This is a genomic window from Ruminococcus sp. 1001136sp1_2201st1_G3_2201SCRN_220225 (assembly GCF_040924365.1).
Taxonomy (GTDB): Bacteria; Bacillota; Clostridia; order Lachnospirales; family Lachnospiraceae; genus Blautia_A; species Blautia_A faecis.
Map to the genome: position 1 here is coordinate 1 of NZ_JBCOME010000076.1, position 15,681 is coordinate 15,681.

Annotated in this window: 15 protein-coding genes and 2 pseudogenes; 15 read left to right on the forward strand and 2 right to left on the reverse strand. The window is 43.3% G+C overall.

The genetic code is table 11. The features are described 5' to 3' along the window. The first annotated feature begins 209 nt into the window (after positions 1–209). From coaE to AB5642_RS18030, 7 genes are all read left to right on the forward strand, one after another. A complete protein-coding gene (coaE, locus tag AB5642_RS18000) occupies positions 210–809 on the forward strand; it encodes a dephospho-CoA kinase (protein WP_148462829.1) in 600 nt (199 codons plus the stop codon). After that, positions 796–1,593 carry an MBL fold metallo-hydrolase gene (locus AB5642_RS18005; protein WP_173718133.1) on the forward strand — a complete coding sequence of 266 codons (798 nt, stop codon included), beginning with the start codon at positions 796–798 and terminating at the stop codon, positions 1,591–1,593. Before coaE ends, AB5642_RS18005 begins: the two co-directional genes overlap by 14 nt. Positions 1,594–1,734: 141 nt before the next feature. Next, positions 1,735–2,007 (forward strand): ACT domain-containing protein, encoded by a 273-nt coding sequence (locus AB5642_RS18010; RefSeq protein WP_021925040.1) that lies wholly within the window; start codon positions 1,735–1,737, stop codon positions 2,005–2,007. An 83-nt stretch (positions 2,008–2,090) separates the two neighbouring features. Continuing rightward, complete coding sequence (locus AB5642_RS18015; protein ID WP_148462827.1) at positions 2,091–3,455, forward strand: PFL family protein; 1,365 nt, start codon at positions 2,091–2,093, stop codon at positions 3,453–3,455. 579 nt (positions 3,456–4,034) lie between these two features. Beyond that, positions 4,035–5,060 carry an ABC transporter substrate-binding protein gene (locus AB5642_RS18020; RefSeq protein WP_173718134.1) on the forward strand — a complete coding sequence of 342 codons (1,026 nt, stop codon included), beginning with the start codon at positions 4,035–4,037 and terminating at the stop codon, positions 5,058–5,060. Between the two features lie 61 nt (positions 5,061–5,121). Beyond that, a complete protein-coding gene (locus AB5642_RS18025; protein WP_330590185.1) occupies positions 5,122–6,009 on the forward strand; it encodes a hypothetical protein in 888 nt (295 codons plus the stop codon). Between the two features lie 3 nt (positions 6,010–6,012). Then, positions 6,013–6,804 carry an ABC transporter ATP-binding protein gene (locus tag AB5642_RS18030; protein WP_118580042.1) on the forward strand — a complete coding sequence of 264 codons (792 nt, stop codon included), beginning with the start codon at positions 6,013–6,015 and terminating at the stop codon, positions 6,802–6,804. A 76-nt stretch (positions 6,805–6,880) separates the two neighbouring features. Here AB5642_RS18030 and AB5642_RS18035 read toward each other — a convergent pair whose 3' ends face one another. Continuing rightward, positions 6,881–8,194, reverse strand: coding sequence for a nucleotidyltransferase family protein (locus AB5642_RS18035; RefSeq protein ID WP_173718135.1), 1,314 nt, complete (start codon positions 8,192–8,194; stop codon positions 6,881–6,883). Positions 8,195–8,359: 165 nt separating this feature from the next. Between AB5642_RS18035 and pta the strand changes: the two genes are divergently transcribed. The 5 genes from pta to AB5642_RS18060 all read left to right on the forward strand — a co-directional run bounded on the left by pta (position 8,360) and on the right by AB5642_RS18060 (position 12,747). Continuing rightward, complete coding sequence (gene pta / locus AB5642_RS18040) at positions 8,360–9,364, forward strand: phosphate acetyltransferase (protein WP_173718136.1); 1,005 nt, start codon at positions 8,360–8,362, stop codon at positions 9,362–9,364. Between the two features lie 124 nt (positions 9,365–9,488). Further along, the gene (locus AB5642_RS18045) at positions 9,489–10,679 is read left to right on the forward strand and encodes an acetate/propionate family kinase (RefSeq protein WP_118580050.1); all 1,191 of its coding nucleotides are present in this window, start codon (positions 9,489–9,491) and stop codon (positions 10,677–10,679) included. Positions 10,680–10,961: 282 nt separating this feature from the next. Further along, on the forward strand, positions 10,962–11,489 hold the full coding sequence (locus AB5642_RS18050) for a DUF177 domain-containing protein (protein WP_118580053.1): 528 nt from the start codon (positions 10,962–10,964) through the stop codon (positions 11,487–11,489). Between the two features lie 5 nt (positions 11,490–11,494). Continuing rightward, the gene (rpmF, locus tag AB5642_RS18055) at positions 11,495–11,677 is read left to right on the forward strand and encodes a 50S ribosomal protein L32 (RefSeq protein WP_077610953.1); all 183 of its coding nucleotides are present in this window, start codon (positions 11,495–11,497) and stop codon (positions 11,675–11,677) included. 182 nt (positions 11,678–11,859) lie between these two features. After that, positions 11,860–12,747, forward strand: coding sequence for an alpha/beta hydrolase (locus tag AB5642_RS18060; protein ID WP_173718137.1), 888 nt, complete (start codon positions 11,860–11,862; stop codon positions 12,745–12,747). Positions 12,748–12,786: 39 nt separating this feature from the next. On the opposite strand, the pseudogene AB5642_RS18065 reads toward AB5642_RS18060, so the two are convergent. Continuing rightward, positions 12,787–12,837: pseudogene (locus tag AB5642_RS18065) on the reverse strand (DUF6783 domain-containing protein); the annotation flags it as partial. Here AB5642_RS18065 and AB5642_RS18070 point away from each other — a divergent pair. The 3 genes and pseudogenes from AB5642_RS18070 to AB5642_RS18080 form a co-directional block, all read left to right on the forward strand. Then, positions 12,816–13,001 carry a DUF6783 domain-containing protein gene (locus AB5642_RS18070; RefSeq protein ID WP_368356955.1) on the forward strand — a complete coding sequence of 62 codons (186 nt, stop codon included), beginning with the start codon at positions 12,816–12,818 and terminating at the stop codon, positions 12,999–13,001. The pseudogene AB5642_RS18065 and the gene AB5642_RS18070 sit on opposite strands and share 22 nt — an antisense overlap. Next, complete coding sequence (locus AB5642_RS18075) at positions 12,998–15,082, forward strand: hypothetical protein (protein WP_173718138.1); 2,085 nt, start codon at positions 12,998–13,000, stop codon at positions 15,080–15,082. The genes AB5642_RS18070 and AB5642_RS18075 overlap by 4 nt, the downstream gene beginning before the upstream one ends. Beyond that, positions 15,060–15,681, forward strand: a pseudogene (locus tag AB5642_RS18080) (hypothetical protein); the annotation flags it as partial. The gene AB5642_RS18075 and the pseudogene AB5642_RS18080, both read left to right, overlap by 23 nt.

The window sequence follows — 15,681 nt, forward strand, 5'->3', positions numbered from 1 at the left end:
GATGAAATCCCTCAGGTATCAAGAATTCTGGAAGAGGAAATGAAGGGTGCAGCCAATCTGGCAGTGGAGCTGGAAGTAGATATGCATCAGGGGAATAACTGGTACGAGGCAAAGTAGAATCAGAGCTATGTCTGGAATAGGATTGAGGAAGAAAATAGTTTGCACCTCATAATTACCAGGTGAAATCGAAGCAGTAAGGAATAGGACAAATGAAGACAATTGGTATTACAGGAGGAGTTGGTGCCGGAAAAAGTACGGTGCTTGCTTATCTTGAGAAAAAATATAATGCTTTTGTTATACAGGCTGACGAAGTGGGACATATTGTGATGGCTCCGGGACAGGAATGTTATCAGCCAGTGATTGATCTGTTTGGGAAAGATGTGATAAAAAACGATAAAACTATTGACCGGAAGAGGGTTTCCGATGTAGTATTTGAGCAACCGGATTTTTTGAGCCGCCTAAATGGAATAATTCATCCGGCTGTAAAAAGATATATACTGAAAAGCCTGGAGGAACAGAAGAATAAGGGACGGAAGCTATGCATTGTGGAAGCTGCACTTTTTCTGGAAGAACATTACCAGGAGTTTTGTGATGAAGTATGGTATATTCATACAGATGAGGAAATCCGCATTCAGCGCCTGATGAAAAACCGAGGCTATACAAGGGAAAAATCTCTTGGAATTATCGGAAATCAGGCCAGCGAAGATTATTTTCGAGCCCATACAGATTTCGTTGTAGAAAATAACGGAAATGTGGAAAAAACCTGGAAGCAGATAGATGAAGGAGTAAGAAGAAATGAGACTTTGTAGCATTGCCAGTGGAAGCAGCGGAAACTGTATTTATGTGGGATCAGAAGAAACCCATGTTCTTGTAGATACAGGAATAAGCGGCAAAAGGATCGAGCAGGGACTGAACCAGCTGGAACTTACTGGCAGGGACATTGATGCGATTCTGGTCACTCATGAGCATTCCGATCATATCAGCGGTCTGGGGGTGATGGCACGCAGATACCACATTCCGGTTTATACTACAGGTGGAACTGCAGATGCAATCAGCAGAATGAAGAATATGAAGAATTTTCCGGAAGACACTTTTCATGAGATTGTGGAGGATCAGGATTTTCATATCAGGGATCTGACCATTCATCCTTTTTCTATTCCACATGACGCGGCACAGCCGGTAGGATACCGGGTTGAGTGTGAAGACAAGGCAGTTGGGATTGCCACAGACCTTGGAAAATATAACGATTACATAGTAGATAATTTACAAAATCTGGATGCTCTTTTGCTGGAGGCAAATCATGATATCCGTATGCTTCAGGTGGGAAGTTATCCCTATTATCTGAAACAGCGTATCTTAGGCGACAGGGGACATCTTTCCAATGAAAATGCAGGAAAGCTGCTTTGCAGGCTTTTGCATGATGACATGAAAGCTGTTTTTCTTGGACATTTAAGCAAAGAAAACAACTATGAGGCTCTTGCCTATGAGACTGTGTGCTCAGAGGTAACTCTTGGAGATAATCCATATAGATCAAAAGATTTTCAGATTCAGGTTGCGAAACGGGACAGTATTTCAGATGTGGTTGTATTGTAGAGGAGATAATTTACAGTAAAGAAACAAAACTATATTTGAAATACAGGTTCAGTTTTTATATACAGATCAGGGAAAACTTAAAGCTGTATTTTCCCTGGGACAGTCAAAATGGGCTGCAGACCCAAATACAGGAGGAGTATCATGAAAAAAACAATTATCACAGTAGTAGGAAATGACACCGTTGGTATTATTGCAAAGGTATGTACTTATCTTGCCCAGAATCAGGTTAACATTCTGGATATCTCCCAGACGATTGTACAGGGATATTTTAACATGATGATGGTAGCAGATACCAGTGCTTCAGACAAGGAAATTGCAACTCTTTCCAAAGAACTGGCTGCTCTCGGGGATGAGATCGGCGTAGTGATCCATTGTCAGCATGAGGATATTTTCAACGTAATGCATCGAATTTGAAATGAAAGTCCCATCCATCGGACTTTCATTTAACAAAAATGTCGCCTGTAGGTGATATATCCATAGAAAGGAATACGAATGCTATGATTAATATATTTGAGGTGAATGAGACCAACAAAATGATCGAGCAGGAGAATCTGGATGTACGTACCATTACTCTTGGAATCAGCCTGCTGGATTGTATTGACAGCGATCTTGAGAAATTAAACGAAAAAATTTATAACAAAATTACCACATATGCCAAAGATCTGGTGGCAACTGGTGAGAAAATATCAGCACAGTACGGAATTCCAATTGTAAACAAACGAATTTCTGTTACACCAATCGGTCTGATTGGGGGTGCTGCATGCAAAACTACAGATGATTTTGTAACAATAGCCAGGACCCTGGACAAAGCTGCCAAGCAGGTGGGAGTGAACTTTATTGGTGGATATACAGCTCTTGTAAGTAAGGGAATGACACCGGCAGAGGAGCTTCTGATCCGTTCTATTCCGCAGGCGCTTGCCAGTACAGAGCGGGTATGCAGTTCTGTGAATGTTGGTTCCACAAAGACTGGAATCAATATGGATGCCGTGAAGCTTATGGGAGAGATTATTCTGGAAACAGCTCAGGCAACCAAAGAACAGGATTCCCTTGGCTGTGCCAAGCTGGTAGTATTCTGCAATGCGCCGGATGACAACCCGTTTATGGCAGGTGCTTTCCACGGCGTTACAGAAGCTGACAGTATTATTAATGTTGGCGTCAGTGGTCCAGGTGTTGTAAAAACCGCTCTGGAGAAAGTAAGAGGAGAGGATTTCGAAACTCTCTGTGAGATGATCAAACGAACTGCATTTAAGGTAACCCGTGTAGGTCAGCTGGTTGCCAGGGAGGCTTCCAAGATGCTTGGCGTTCCATTTGGAATTGTGGATCTTTCCCTTGCGCCTACTCCTGCAATCGGTGACAGTGTGGCTGAGATCCTGGAAGAAATCGGTCTTGAAAGAGCCGGTGCACCTGGAACTACAGCAGCTCTTGCCCTGTTAAATGACCAGGTAAAAAAAGGTGGTGTAATGGCTTCCACAGCAGTTGGAGGCTTGAGTGGTGCATTTATTCCGGTCAGCGAGGATCAGGGAATGATCGATGCGGTAACAGCAGGTGCCCTTACCATTGAGAAATTAGAGGCTATGACCTGCGTATGCTCTGTGGGACTTGATATGATCGCAGTACCAGGTGATACGAAGGCATCCACCATTTCCGGCATTATTGCAGATGAAGCAGCAATTGGAATGGTGAACCAGAAGACAACCGCAGTCCGTCTGATCCCTGTTATCGGAAAAGGAGTAGGAGAGACAGTAGAATTCGGTGGTCTTCTTGGCTATGCACCAATCATGCCGGTAAATAATTTCTCCTGTGATGCGTTTGTGGCAAGAGGCGGAAGAATTCCAGCTCCGATCCATAGCTTTAAAAACTAAGTTTTCTGGGTTACTGGTCACGGAGTGAACAGAAACTTTTTTGGATAAATTTGCACTTGACATTCTTACATCACTGTGCTAAAGTATAAATCAGTTAAACCGATGAGAAAGAGTAGTAAATCAGATGTGACATTTAGTCGTTATGAATGGACTGAATAATGACTTATCAGAGAGCGAAGGATGGTGTGATCTTCGTATGAAGCGGCTGATGGAATGGACTTTCGAGGGCGGCCCGAAATTATATTTCAGGAGAGTAGGCGCCGACGGGAACCGAACCCGTTACCAATCAGGAGTGTATGTTTGTACATGAGAAAGTGGACGATTTGTCAATTTGAGTGGCACCGCGATAATAAGATTTTATTACCGTCTCAAAGAGCAACAGAGAATGTTGTTTTTTGAAGACGGTTTTTTGATATCCATTTTACCACTCATTCTTTCTCGCAGACAAGATGCAGAAGATCGGCTTAGTTATCTTCTGGAGCCTGTTTGAAAATCATTTCCGTAAAGTGTGACACATATTATGCGGAAAGCCTTTTTTAACATGCTCCCGCCAATTTTAAGAGAGAGAGGAAAAACACTATGAAAAAAAGAATGATCGCAATCGCAGCAGCAACAATGGCAACTATGATGATGGCAACACCTGTTCTTGCAGAGGACTACAAGATCGGTATCTGCAATTATGTAGATGACGCATCTCTAAACCAGATCGTAGACAATCTGGAAAGCCGCCTGAAAGAAATCGGTGATGAGAAGGGTGTAAACTTTGATATTTCCTATGACAATTGTAATGCAGATGCCAATGTTATGGAGCAGATTATTTCTGATTTCCAGGCAGACGGTGTAGACCTTATGGTTGGCGTTGCAACACCAGTAGCTATGCGTATGCAGGCAAGCACAGAAGGAACTGACACACCGGTTGTATTCTCCGCAGTATCGGATCCGGTTGGTGCAGGTCTTGTAGAGTCCCTGGAGGCACCTGGTGCAAATCTTACCGGAACAAGCGATTATCTGGATACCGCTTCCATTATGAAACTGATCGAAGCTGTAAATCCGGATACCAAGAAGATCGGACTTTTATATGATATCGGACAGGATTCCTCTACAGCAGCCATCGAGGCAGCAAAAGCTTACATGGATGAGAACGGAATCGAATATGTTGAGCGTACCGGAACCACTACTGATGAAGTTCAGCTTGCAGCAGATGCACTTGTTGCAGATGGTGTTGACGCAGTGTTTACCCCAACTGATAATACTATTATGACAGCAGAGCTTTCTATTTATGAGAAATTTATTGATGCAGGAATTCCGCATTACACAGGAGCTGATTCCTTTGCGTTAAATGGTGCTTTCGCAGGATACGGTGTTGATTACGCAAATCTTGGAGCAAAAACAGCAGATATGGTTGCTGATATCCTTCTGAATGGAGCTGATCCGGCAACCACTCCTGTAGAAACCTTTGATAATGGTACTGCTACTGTAAACACAGAAACATGCGAAGCTCTCGGCCTTGATTTTGAAACTGTCAAAGCTGCTATGGAGCCGCTCTGCACACAGGTAAATGAGATTGTGACAGCAGAGAGCTTTGACGAACTGGAAGCAAATTAATGATTAACCGGAGGAAATGATTGTGACACTGGCTACTGCACTCTCCTTAGGAGAAACTGCCTTGAAACTTGGACTGATCTGTTCCCTGACTGTCCTTGCATTGTTTTTAAGTTATTCCATGCTGAATGTCTGCGACCTTTCTACAGACGGCTGCTTTACATTAGGAGCCGCTGTAGGAGCCGCCGTGGCGGTCAGCGGACATCCTTTTTTATCAATAATAGCAGCAATGCTTGCCGGAATCTGTTCTGGCTTTGTAACCGGATTTTTGCAGACAAAAATGGGAGTAGACAGTCTGCTTGCGGGAATTATTGTGAATACAGGGTTGTATTCGATTAACATAGCAGTGATGGGAGGCTCTTCCCTGATCAACATGAACCGTACAGATACGGTGTTTTCCATGATGAAGGATGTTCTGGCAGATACCCCTCTGAAGGGAAGAACAGATATAATTGTTGCGCTGATCGCAGTAGCAGCAGTGGTTGCTTTTCTGGTGGTATTTTTAAAGACACGACTTGGCCTTGCAATCCGTGCTACAGGAAATAATGCAGATATGGTGAAGTCGTCGTCTATCAACCCGGTATTTACAACGATTATCGGACTTTGTATTGCAAACTCTTTTACAGCACTGTCCGGATGCCTTCTTTCCCAGTCCCAGAAATCTGTGGACATTAACATTGGTCAGGGAATGGTTACCATTGCGCTTGCATCCCTTCTGATCGGAGGAACAATTCTTGGAAAAGGCGGAATTTTTGTAAGAGCTGTGGGAATGGTATTGGGTTCTTTTGTTTTCCGACTGGTTTATACGGTGGCTTTAAGATTTAATATGCCAGCGTTTATGCTGAAACTGGTATCTTCTGTGATTGTTATTCTGGCAATTTCCGGCCCTTATCTGAAACGACAGTGGCCGCAGCTGAAAAGAAGAATGACGCACAAGAAGGGAGGAATCTGATCCATGTTAAAGCTTTCACATATTTCCAAAACCTTTAATCCGGGAACAGTAAATGAAAAAGTGGCAATCAGAGATCTGTCTCTGCATCTTGAAAAAGGCGATTTTGCAACAATTATCGGTTCCAACGGAGCTGGTAAATCTACTATGTTTAATGCCATCTGTGGAGATTTTCTCACAGATTCCGGATCTGTTGTTCTGGATGGAGAGGATATTACATTTCTGCCACAGCATGCCAGAGCAAAAAATATTGGAAGACTGTATCAGGATCCGATGCGGGGAACTGCTCCTGGAATGACGATTCTGGAGAACCTTGCGCTTGCTGCAGGTCAGGGAGGCTGGCTTTCCCGTATTTCCAAAAGTGATAAACAGCGTTTTCGTGAACAGCTTGCACTTCTGGATATTGGCCTTGAAGACCGCATGAACCATCCGGTTGGACTTCTTTCAGGAGGTCAGAGACAGGCACTTACTCTTTTGATGGCAACTATGAATCCACCGAAGCTGCTTCTTCTGGATGAGCATACAGCAGCTCTTGATCCGGGAACAGCCGAGAAGGTGCTGAACCTGACCAGCAGGATCGTGGAAGAACATCATCTGACCTGTCTGATGATCACCCACAATATGCAGTCTGCACTGGAACTTGGAAATCGTATTCTGATGATGGATTCCGGTGATATTGTTTTGGATATCAAGGAAGAGGAGAAAAAAGGTCTTACTGTGGAAGGGCTGCTTGACAAGTTTAAAGTTGGAGCAGGAAAGAAACTGGATAATGACCGCATTCTTCTTTCTAATGAGTAAGACAAAATGGACAAAAGTGAGCCCTGGCTATTGTACGGAATTGCAGTAGCCGGGGCTCTTTATGCGGTTGAGAATATTATACAATAATAATCTGTTGTCTGTACTCATGAACATAAGAAGCGCTGTTTTTTTGTGCCAGAATGCTTTCGTAAAGATTGGATGCGAAAGTTGTTTTATTTAGTAAATCCATAGCTTGCGGTGCGTTTTCAAGCACTGCGGAAGCATCCGGCAGTTTGGTAAGCAGGGGAATGCTGCCACATTTTTTTATTTTGCCCAGAAGCGCAGAACTGTTTTTTCGAAATCCCAGAACCCGGGCGTAGGGAATCTGCGCTGGCACACTCTGAATATGAAGAAGCATGTGAAGCAGTGCTCTCTGGATCCTGGTTCGTGTGATCTCCTTGGTTTTCAGAAGGCTGGCAAACTGGGAAAAGGTTTCATACTGATCCCGGCAGGAGAGAATCCTTCTGGCAAGAGCGTGGGACATGTCCAGGTATGTGCACAGGCTTTCTTCTGTTTCCTGAAGAAGACAGTAACGATAAAGCGTGTCCAGATCGTTTTCCAGAAGAAAACGATTTCCGGAAATTGCCTGTAAAAATAGTTCCAGGGAATTTGCTGGTAAAAATTTTTTTGCCATATCAGCAAGAAACGCAAAATTCTGTATTGAGGTTTCTGATGATTCAGATAAAAAGCAGTGGGAATGCTTGGTATCGGACGAGTCCCCTATGGATGGAGCATTGAAATCCAAAATAGCATTTCGAATAGCAGAAGCAGAAGGAAAGTGATTTTCAGACAGAGTATTTTCGTGATAATCATTTCCTTCCCGCTTAATGGAAACCGGTGAAATAGAGCTGTTTTCCCGTAGAATAGCTTTACAGTATTCAATTCCCAGAATATTATTGGGGGAAGAGAGCAATTGCTGGTATTTTTCTGATTCGGGAAAAACTGCAGAGAGAGCCATGCTTCTGGCCTTTGGAAAAGTCATTCCGTCTTTCAGATTCCGGCGAAGGGCGTCCTGAAAAGCTTCTGGTTCCTCTGCCAGGATTTTGGCCAGCTCCATAAGCGCATCCGTATCACCGCATTCACTTCCGAAACAAAGTATATCTGTAACCCCAAGTCCATCCAGAAGCTGTACGCCTCCTCTGGCAAATAACTCTGCACTGGCAGAAGAAATGGAAACCGGCAGCTCCAGAACCAGGTCTGCGCCGCTTTGAAGAGCCATTTCTGCACGTACATATTTTGAAAAAAGAGCAGGGGTCCCTCTTTGTACGAAATCACCACTCATGGCGATAACTACATAGTCTATCCTTAGTTTTTCTTTTATATAGTTTATCTGATATTCATGTCCTGTATGGAATGGATTATATTCTGCAATAATTCCGGCTGTTTTCATAAAATTGCACCTCAAAAAATACGTTGTTCTTCCATATTCTAACATTGAAAAGCTTGAAATACAAGGCGGGGTGGCGTATAATGAGGTTAAGTTACTGAATGGGGAATGGATACTTATGCCAGTTCCCAGAGGATTACTGTAACAAATGAAAGGAGCCATTTAATCATGGGATTTATTGATGTAATCAAAGAAAGAGCAAAATCCAACATTAAGACAATCGTACTGCCAGAGACAGAGGACATGAGAACTCTTGAAGCAGCAGACAAGATTTTAAAAGAAGGAATTGCTAAGCTTGTACTTGTAGGTAATGAGGAGGCAGTTAAGAAGAGCGCAGCTGAAGGCGGCTTCGACATTTCCGGTGCACAGATCGTAGATCCTGCAACATCTGAGAAAACTCAGGGATATATTGACAAATTAGTAGAGTTAAGACAGAAGAAAGGTATGACACCAGAGCAGGCTAAGGAGATTCTTCTGAACCAGTATCTGTACTATGGTGTTATGATGGTTAAGATGGGAGATGCAGACGGTATGGTTTCCGGAGCCTGCCACTCCACAGCTGATACTTTAAGACCATGCCTTCAGATCCTGAAGACAAAACCAGGTACCAAACTTGTTTCCGCATTCTTCCTGATCATTGTTCCAGATTGCGAGTATGGCGCTAACGGAGCTTTTGTATTTGGTGATTCCGGTCTGAACCAGAACCCGAATCCAGAAGAGCTTGCAGCAATCGCAGCTTCTTCTGCTGAATCTTTCAAGCTTCTTGTACAGGAAGAGCCTGTAGTAGCTATGCTTTCCCATTCTACAAAGGGAAGTGCGAAACATGCAGATGTTGATAAAGTTGTTGAGGCTACCAAGATTGCGAAAGAGCAGAATCCGGACCTTGCACTTGACGGAGAGTTCCAGCTGGATGCGGCTATCGTTCCAAGCGTAGGTGCTTCTAAAGCTCCGGGAAGCCCGGTTGCAGGTAAGGCTAACGTTCTTATCTTCCCAGACCTTGATGCAGGAAACATCGGATACAAGCTGGCTCAGCGTCTTGCAAAAGCAGAAGCTTACGGACCTATCACCCAGGGTATCGCAAAACCTGTAAATGACCTGTCCCGTGGATGCTCCGCTGACGATATCGTTGGTGTTGTAGCTATCACATCCGTACAGTGCCAGGCTCAGGACTAATTTCAGATTAGTTTCCAAAGGCTGAATCGTATTGTGATTAAGGGCACATGTCCTTGAAGAGATGCCAAGAATAAAATGTCCGGCATCAGGTAATACATAATCATGTAAACAGGAGAGTAAAAAAATGAATGTATTGGTAATTAACTGCGGTAGTTCTTCTTTAAAATACCAGCTGATCGATTCTGACACAGAGGCAGTTCTTGCAAAGGGACTTTGCGAGAGAATCGGAATTGACGGAAGACTGGTATATCAGAAAGCCGGAAACGACAAAGAGATCACAGAAGCTTCCATGCCGACTCATAAAGAAGCAATCCAGATGGTTCTGGAAGCTCTTACCAATGAGAAAACAGGTGCGATCAAGAGTCTTGCAGAGGTTAATGCAATTGGTCATCGTATCGTACATGGCGGCGAGAAATTTGCTTCTTCTGCAATCATTACAGATGAGATGATCAAAGCAGTAGAAGAGTGCAATGACCTTGCACCACTTCACAATCCGGCTAACCTGATTGGTATCCGTGTATGCTCCGAGCTTATGCCAAATGTACCTCAGGTAGGTGTATTTGATACTGCTTTCCATCAGACAATGCCTGCAAAAGCTTATCTGTACGGACTTCCAATTGAATACTACAAGAACTACAAGGTAAGAAGATACGGTTTCCACGGAACCTCCCACAGCTTTGTATCCAAACGTGCTGTTGAGTTCCTTGGTCTTGATAAAGACAACTCTAAAGTTATCGTTTGCCACCTTGGAAATGGTTCTTCCATCAGCGCTGTTCAGAATGGCAAATGTGTAGATACCACAATGGGTCTTACTCCTCTTGAAGGCGTTGTAATGGGTACACGTTCCGGAAGCATTGATCCGGCTATCGTTGAGTACATTGCAAAGAAAGAGAACCTGGATCTTGCAGGTGTTATGAATGTTCTCAATAAGAAATCCGGTCTTCAGGGTATGTCCGGTGTTTCCAGTGATATGCGTGACCTTAGAGCCGCAGCCGCTGAGGGCAACGAGGATGCTAAGAATGCAATCGAAGTTCTCTGCTATGGCATTGCGAAATATGTAGGTGGATATGTAGCTGCTATGAACGGTGTTGATGCAATCGTGTTTACAGCTGGTATCGGCGAGAATGTTGGCATGATTCGTGAGAAAGTCTGCTCTTATCTTGGATTCCTTGGTGTTACAATTGATGCTAAGGCTAATGAGGCTATGGGCGAGGAAGTTGTTATTTCCGGTGCTGACTCCAAGGTAAAGGTTGCAGTTATCCCGACTAACGAGGAGCTTGCAATCTGCCGTGATACGGTAGCACTTGTAAAATAATTAGCTGCAGTGTGATCAGCAGTACATGGCAAAGTCAGTTGCTGAGAGGCAGGCTGCTTTGCGGTAATACTGTATTACTTTATAAAAATGCATAAATCCTGTCAGAGAATCATACACTCTGGCAGGATTTTATATGCAACAGGAAATTGATTTAATATTCCACTTGAAATTTCGCCAGCTTTTGTAATTTTTTTGAAAAATTATTGTATATAAGGGAAAATTCAAGTTGACAAATAATGACAGGGTATGTATAATTGATTAAGTGTGAATAGGGAGACGATTATGCAGATACATTTATCAGACATTTCATCTAGCGAGGGTAAGAGCCAGCACTACAGTGTTGCTTTTGAGATGGATACCATCACCTTCCAGCAGGGAACTTTTCCAGTACTGGCTAAGGAACCTGTAGAGCTTACGATTACGAATACCGGCGACAGAGTTCTGGAACTGGAGGGAAGCGGTCTTGTGACTGTTGGAATTCCATGTGACAGATGTCTGGAAGAGGTTAGGACCAGGATTCCTTTTGAATTCAAGAGGAAACTCGACATGAAGCTTACGGATGAAGAACGTGTGAATGATCTGGATGAGAGCAGCTATCTCACCGGCTATGACCTGGATGTGGACCGTTTGGTCTATCTTGAGGTACTGATGAGCTGGCCTTTGAAAGTCTTATGTAAAGAAGACTGCAAAGGGATTTGCAGCAGATGCGGGAAGAACCTGAATGATGGTCCCTGCGGATGTGCCGAGGAGCCTAAGGATCCCCGTATGGCAGCTATCAGTGATATATTCAGTAAATTTAAGGAGGTGTAACCGAAATGTCCATCTGCCCAAAGAATAAATCTTCCAAAGCAAGACGCGATAAGAGAAGAGCAAACTGGAAAATGAGCGCTCCGAACCTTGTAAAATGCAGCAAATGCGGCGCGCTTATGATGCCACACAGAGTTTGCAAGGCTTGCGGAAGCTATAACAAAAAAGAGATCGTTAAAGTTGAAGACTAATGGCGAATCTTTTAAGAACACCTGAGTTGATTGGGTGTTCTTTTTTTATGCAGCAAGCAGGATTCTTTCCTGTTGTTTTTTCTATATAATTCATCTATAATGAAATGAGTGTCAAAAGGTCTTTTGACACTGGTATCATTTATAATATTCACAGAAAAAATACATTACCTGGAGGAACTACAATGTCTGAATTTAGCGATAAGATCAGATCAGAATTTAAAAAAGCAGATGATGAGCGTGATGCTCTTATGAATACCCCGGAAGACATCGAACGTTGGGATAATATTGTATATGGACATGATGACAGGGAGATGCAGAAGCTGGATGTATACAGACCGAAGCAGGCACAGGGAGAAGACCTTCCGGTTATCATCAGCGTCCATGGAGGAGCCTGGATGTATGGAGATAAAGAAAGATACCAGTACTATTGTATGAGTCTTGCACAGCGAGGATTTGCAGTTGTAAACTTTACATATCGTCTGGCTCCTGAGAGTAAATTTCCAGCACAGTTAGAGGATGTGAATCTGGCATGCAAGTGGGTGATAAAGCGTGCAGGAAGATTCCATTTTGACACAGAACGTATTTTTGCAGTAGGAGATTCTGCAGGAGCTCATCTTCTGGGGCTTTATGCAGCAATCTGTACAAATCCGGCATATGCTGCCAAATATGATTTTGCTGTACCAGAGGGCTTTGCCCTTACTGCAATTGCTTTAAATTGCGGTGTGTACAGGATCCCAAGGGAAGGGGCAGACAATATGACTATGCTGATCATGAAGGAACTTCTTCCGGAAGGCGGTACAGAGGAAGAACTGGAGAGTATTGATGTACTGAACGGCATTACAGATGTTTATCCTCCTGTATTTTGCATGACTTCCGTGGCAGATCATCAGAAAGCACAGGCACCTGCATTAGTCCAGAAACTGATGGAGAATAATGTACCCTTTGTATATCGTGTGTTTGGAGATAAGGTTAATAAACTTGGTCACGTGTTCCACTGCGATGTAAAAACAATTGATGCTGCCCAGTGCAATGATGCAGAATGTGATTTTTTCAGGGAGTTTTGTTTCTGATAGTAAGACATTCATGTAAAACATATTACGGTACAATGCAAAGTTAGAGCCTGTTTGAAAAATCATTCCTGCAATCTGCACGCCCCACAAATTGTGACGCACATCTTGCAGAAAGTCTTTTTCAAACACGCTCTTGTTGTTGTGATAAAGTAAACAGTAACACCCATTTTTCACGGAAACCTGCGGTTCGCCACAGGTTTCTTGTATTATACGATAAAATCTTATATGCTTGGGACAAGGGAGAAAATCAATGAAAAAAAGGTTAAAAGGTCTGATAAGTGTTTTTTTCTTTTTGCTTTGCATATTTGCCTGGAAAAGCGTGCAGGAAGTAAGGGCAGCAGAAAATGTAATAAGGGATTTTTCCAGAATTTTCTACATACCTGCCGGAGCAGTTTTGAAAGGCGGAAGCCTGCAGAAACTGCAGGAAATTTATGATGGCATGAGCTGCATTGCATATACAGAAGATGGAGAAGAGCTTTATCTGGATGCAATCTGGGACTATTCCGGAATTGATATTCAGACTGTGGGAGCCTATAAGATTACAGGGACAGTGAGACTTCCGGAAGGATATACAAGCAATGTCGGTCTTCCGGAATGGACAGCATGGATTTCTGTACAGAATCCGGGACAGCCGGAGATTCAGGTGTATTCCCGAATGATTTCAGCAGGTATTTACTATTTTCCATGGATCACAGAGCAGAATCCAGATATGATGGAAATATGGCTTCAAAAAGAAGGAGAGGACTGGGTAAATGTAAGCGAGGAAGGATATGGATTTGCGGATACCGATGGGATGTATCTTTCCTGCCAGAGTATGATAGCTGAAAATATATATACACTGACAGTTGTTTATAATGAAGGGAAAACAAGAAATCTTAAATACCGCTATCAGTCAGATGGAAGTCTGGAGATACTCAGTTATCAGCCTGGAACAATTGGCGGGACAGTATCAAAAGATACTGTTATCCGTTCCTGCGAGAAGATTGACGAAAAGAGCCTGCAGCGCTGCATGGTATATGCGGTGCGGGCGGGGCAGAGTCTGGCAGAAGTACGGACCGAGCTGGAGGAGACTTTTTATATTTTTGGGAGCACCTGTGAAGAATATGAGGATACTGCGGCCCATCCGGCTTTTATCATGCATTCAGTATGGGATTTCAGTCAGGTTGATGTGAATGCTCCTGGCGTTTATAAAGTGACGGGAACTTTTGCAGCTCCAGAAGGCTGCACGGTGGATCAGGAGCTTACTGTTCCGGGGGCAGCTGCTTATATTACTGTTCAGCGCCCGGATCAGCCGGAAGTACAGACGTGCTGTGTGGTTGGCGTGGATGTTCTGTTCTTTCCTATGATATTAGACTGTTTTACAGATGAACAGCTGGACAATCTGCAGGTATATCTGCTGGAAAATAATGAAGATAAAGAAATAGGCAAAAATAATTTCTATTTTGACAGAAAGGGGCTGTATCTGAAAAAAAGTGTTCTTAAAGCTGGCAGGGAATATGGAATTTACGTAACCTATCCAGGTGGAAGTACCGGGGTATATACTTTTGTGTATGGTGGGGAGCTGATTTCTAATGAGCACTGGTACAAGCGCAACTATGCAGACAGGGATGGCAAAGAGCTTCCGGATATTGACAATGAAACGGAGCGTGTAACGGATACTTCCGCCATTCTTGTAGGAAACAGGCTGCTGGATCTTATGAAGGATGGTGTAAAGCTGATTCCTTTTGAAGGAGACGGAGTGCTGGTCCGGGTTCCTGTGGAAGTGGTAAAAGACTGGAATATAAAAGCGGAGGATCAGATTGAGACAGACATTTCCTGGGTGGGAAGTGATGTTTCTGTAAAAATTTCCAAAAACGGAGAAGCTGTTACAGATATTCCAGGAGCTATCGTGGAGATTCCGTATGCGAACCGTGACTCTCAGACTATGCTGACAGACGAAGAAGGTAACTCCTATACAGGTTCGGTAAATGATGCACAAAACGCTGCGGTGATTCCCATTGATAAAACCGGAGATTATACAGTGGAAGAGCAACCACAAAATCAGACAGAGAGTGAGGAAGACACAGCAGAAGATGATGATCTGGAAGAAGACAGTTCTGAAAATGAGGAGGACCCAGGGGAGGAAAATCTATCCGAACAGGTCGAGGAACTTCTTTCGGGAGATGTCAAAAACCAGAAAGCGAATTCAGATGTGAAACTTAACAGTCAACGCAAAAAAACGGCTGCAATTGTTATAATAATTGTTATTTTGTTAATATTGTTATGGAATATACCAATGAGACGCGGCGAAAAGCTCCGAAAGGGGGAACGGGGTGAAGGAGAACAAAGCAAATAAAAAAGGAAGGAAGCTGCTGTGGGAAACTGTAATCATAACCATGATTCTATCCTTTATGTTTTTTTACGTGTTGTATTGTTCAAATAACAAATATATGACAAGAGAGGAAAAAGCCATACACGGACTTTTGTATGCAGATGGCTCCTATGAGAGCTTTCCTGTCTATTATTTGTCCAGAGAGTGGGAATATTATCCGGATGCACTTCTTACGCCGGAGGATGATCTGGATAAATATTATTTTCGTTATATTTCCATTGGGGAATATGGTGGAATGGAACTTGGAAACAGTGGGAGGAGTCCGTATGGGAGCGGTACATACCGGTTAAAAATCATGCTTCCCTCTGAGCAGCATACATATGGTTTGTATCTGCCGGAAATTTTTTCTGCATATAATTTGTATGTGGATGGCGTTCTGGTCGGACAGATGGGAAATCCGGATCCGGATCATTATGTGGAACGGACTCAGAACAGAATGTTTACCTTCAAGGCCAATACTTCATTAGAAATTCTGATTGCAGTGACAGATAAAAGCTCTGCTTCGCCGGGAATCCAGAGTGTGCCTGTTTTTGGAGATCCTTTAAAAATAAATACCATAAGGG

Bases quoted from the DNA above. Each gene is read 5' to 3' on its own strand.
- AB5642_RS18015 (WP_148462827.1), top strand. From the start codon at position 2,091: ATGATTAATATATTTGAGGTGAATGAGACCAACAAAATGATCGAGCAG.
- coaE (WP_148462829.1), top strand. From the start codon at position 210: ATGAAGACAATTGGTATTACAGGAGGAGTTGGTGCCGGAAAAAGTACG.
- AB5642_RS18030 (WP_118580042.1), top strand. From the start codon at position 6,013: ATGTTAAAGCTTTCACATATTTCCAAAACCTTTAATCCGGGAACAGTA.
- AB5642_RS18060 (WP_173718137.1), top strand. From the start codon at position 11,860: ATGTCTGAATTTAGCGATAAGATCAGATCAGAATTTAAAAAAGCAGAT.
- rpmF (WP_077610953.1), top strand. From the start codon at position 11,495: ATGTCCATCTGCCCAAAGAATAAATCTTCCAAAGCAAGACGCGATAAG.
- AB5642_RS18020 (WP_173718134.1), top strand. From the start codon at position 4,035: ATGAAAAAAAGAATGATCGCAATCGCAGCAGCAACAATGGCAACTATG.
- AB5642_RS18010 (WP_021925040.1), top strand. From the start codon at position 1,735: ATGAAAAAAACAATTATCACAGTAGTAGGAAATGACACCGTTGGTATT.
- AB5642_RS18075 (WP_173718138.1), top strand. From the start codon at position 12,998: ATGAAAAAAAGGTTAAAAGGTCTGATAAGTGTTTTTTTCTTTTTGCTT.
- AB5642_RS18050 (WP_118580053.1), top strand. From the start codon at position 10,962: ATGCAGATACATTTATCAGACATTTCATCTAGCGAGGGTAAGAGCCAG.
- AB5642_RS18035 (WP_173718135.1), bottom strand. From the start codon at position 8,194: ATGAAAACAGCCGGAATTATTGCAGAATATAATCCATTCCATACAGGA.
- pta (WP_173718136.1), top strand. From the start codon at position 8,360: ATGGGATTTATTGATGTAATCAAAGAAAGAGCAAAATCCAACATTAAG.
- AB5642_RS18045 (WP_118580050.1), top strand. From the start codon at position 9,489: ATGAATGTATTGGTAATTAACTGCGGTAGTTCTTCTTTAAAATACCAG.
- AB5642_RS18005 (WP_173718133.1), top strand. From the start codon at position 796: ATGAGACTTTGTAGCATTGCCAGTGGAAGCAGCGGAAACTGTATTTAT.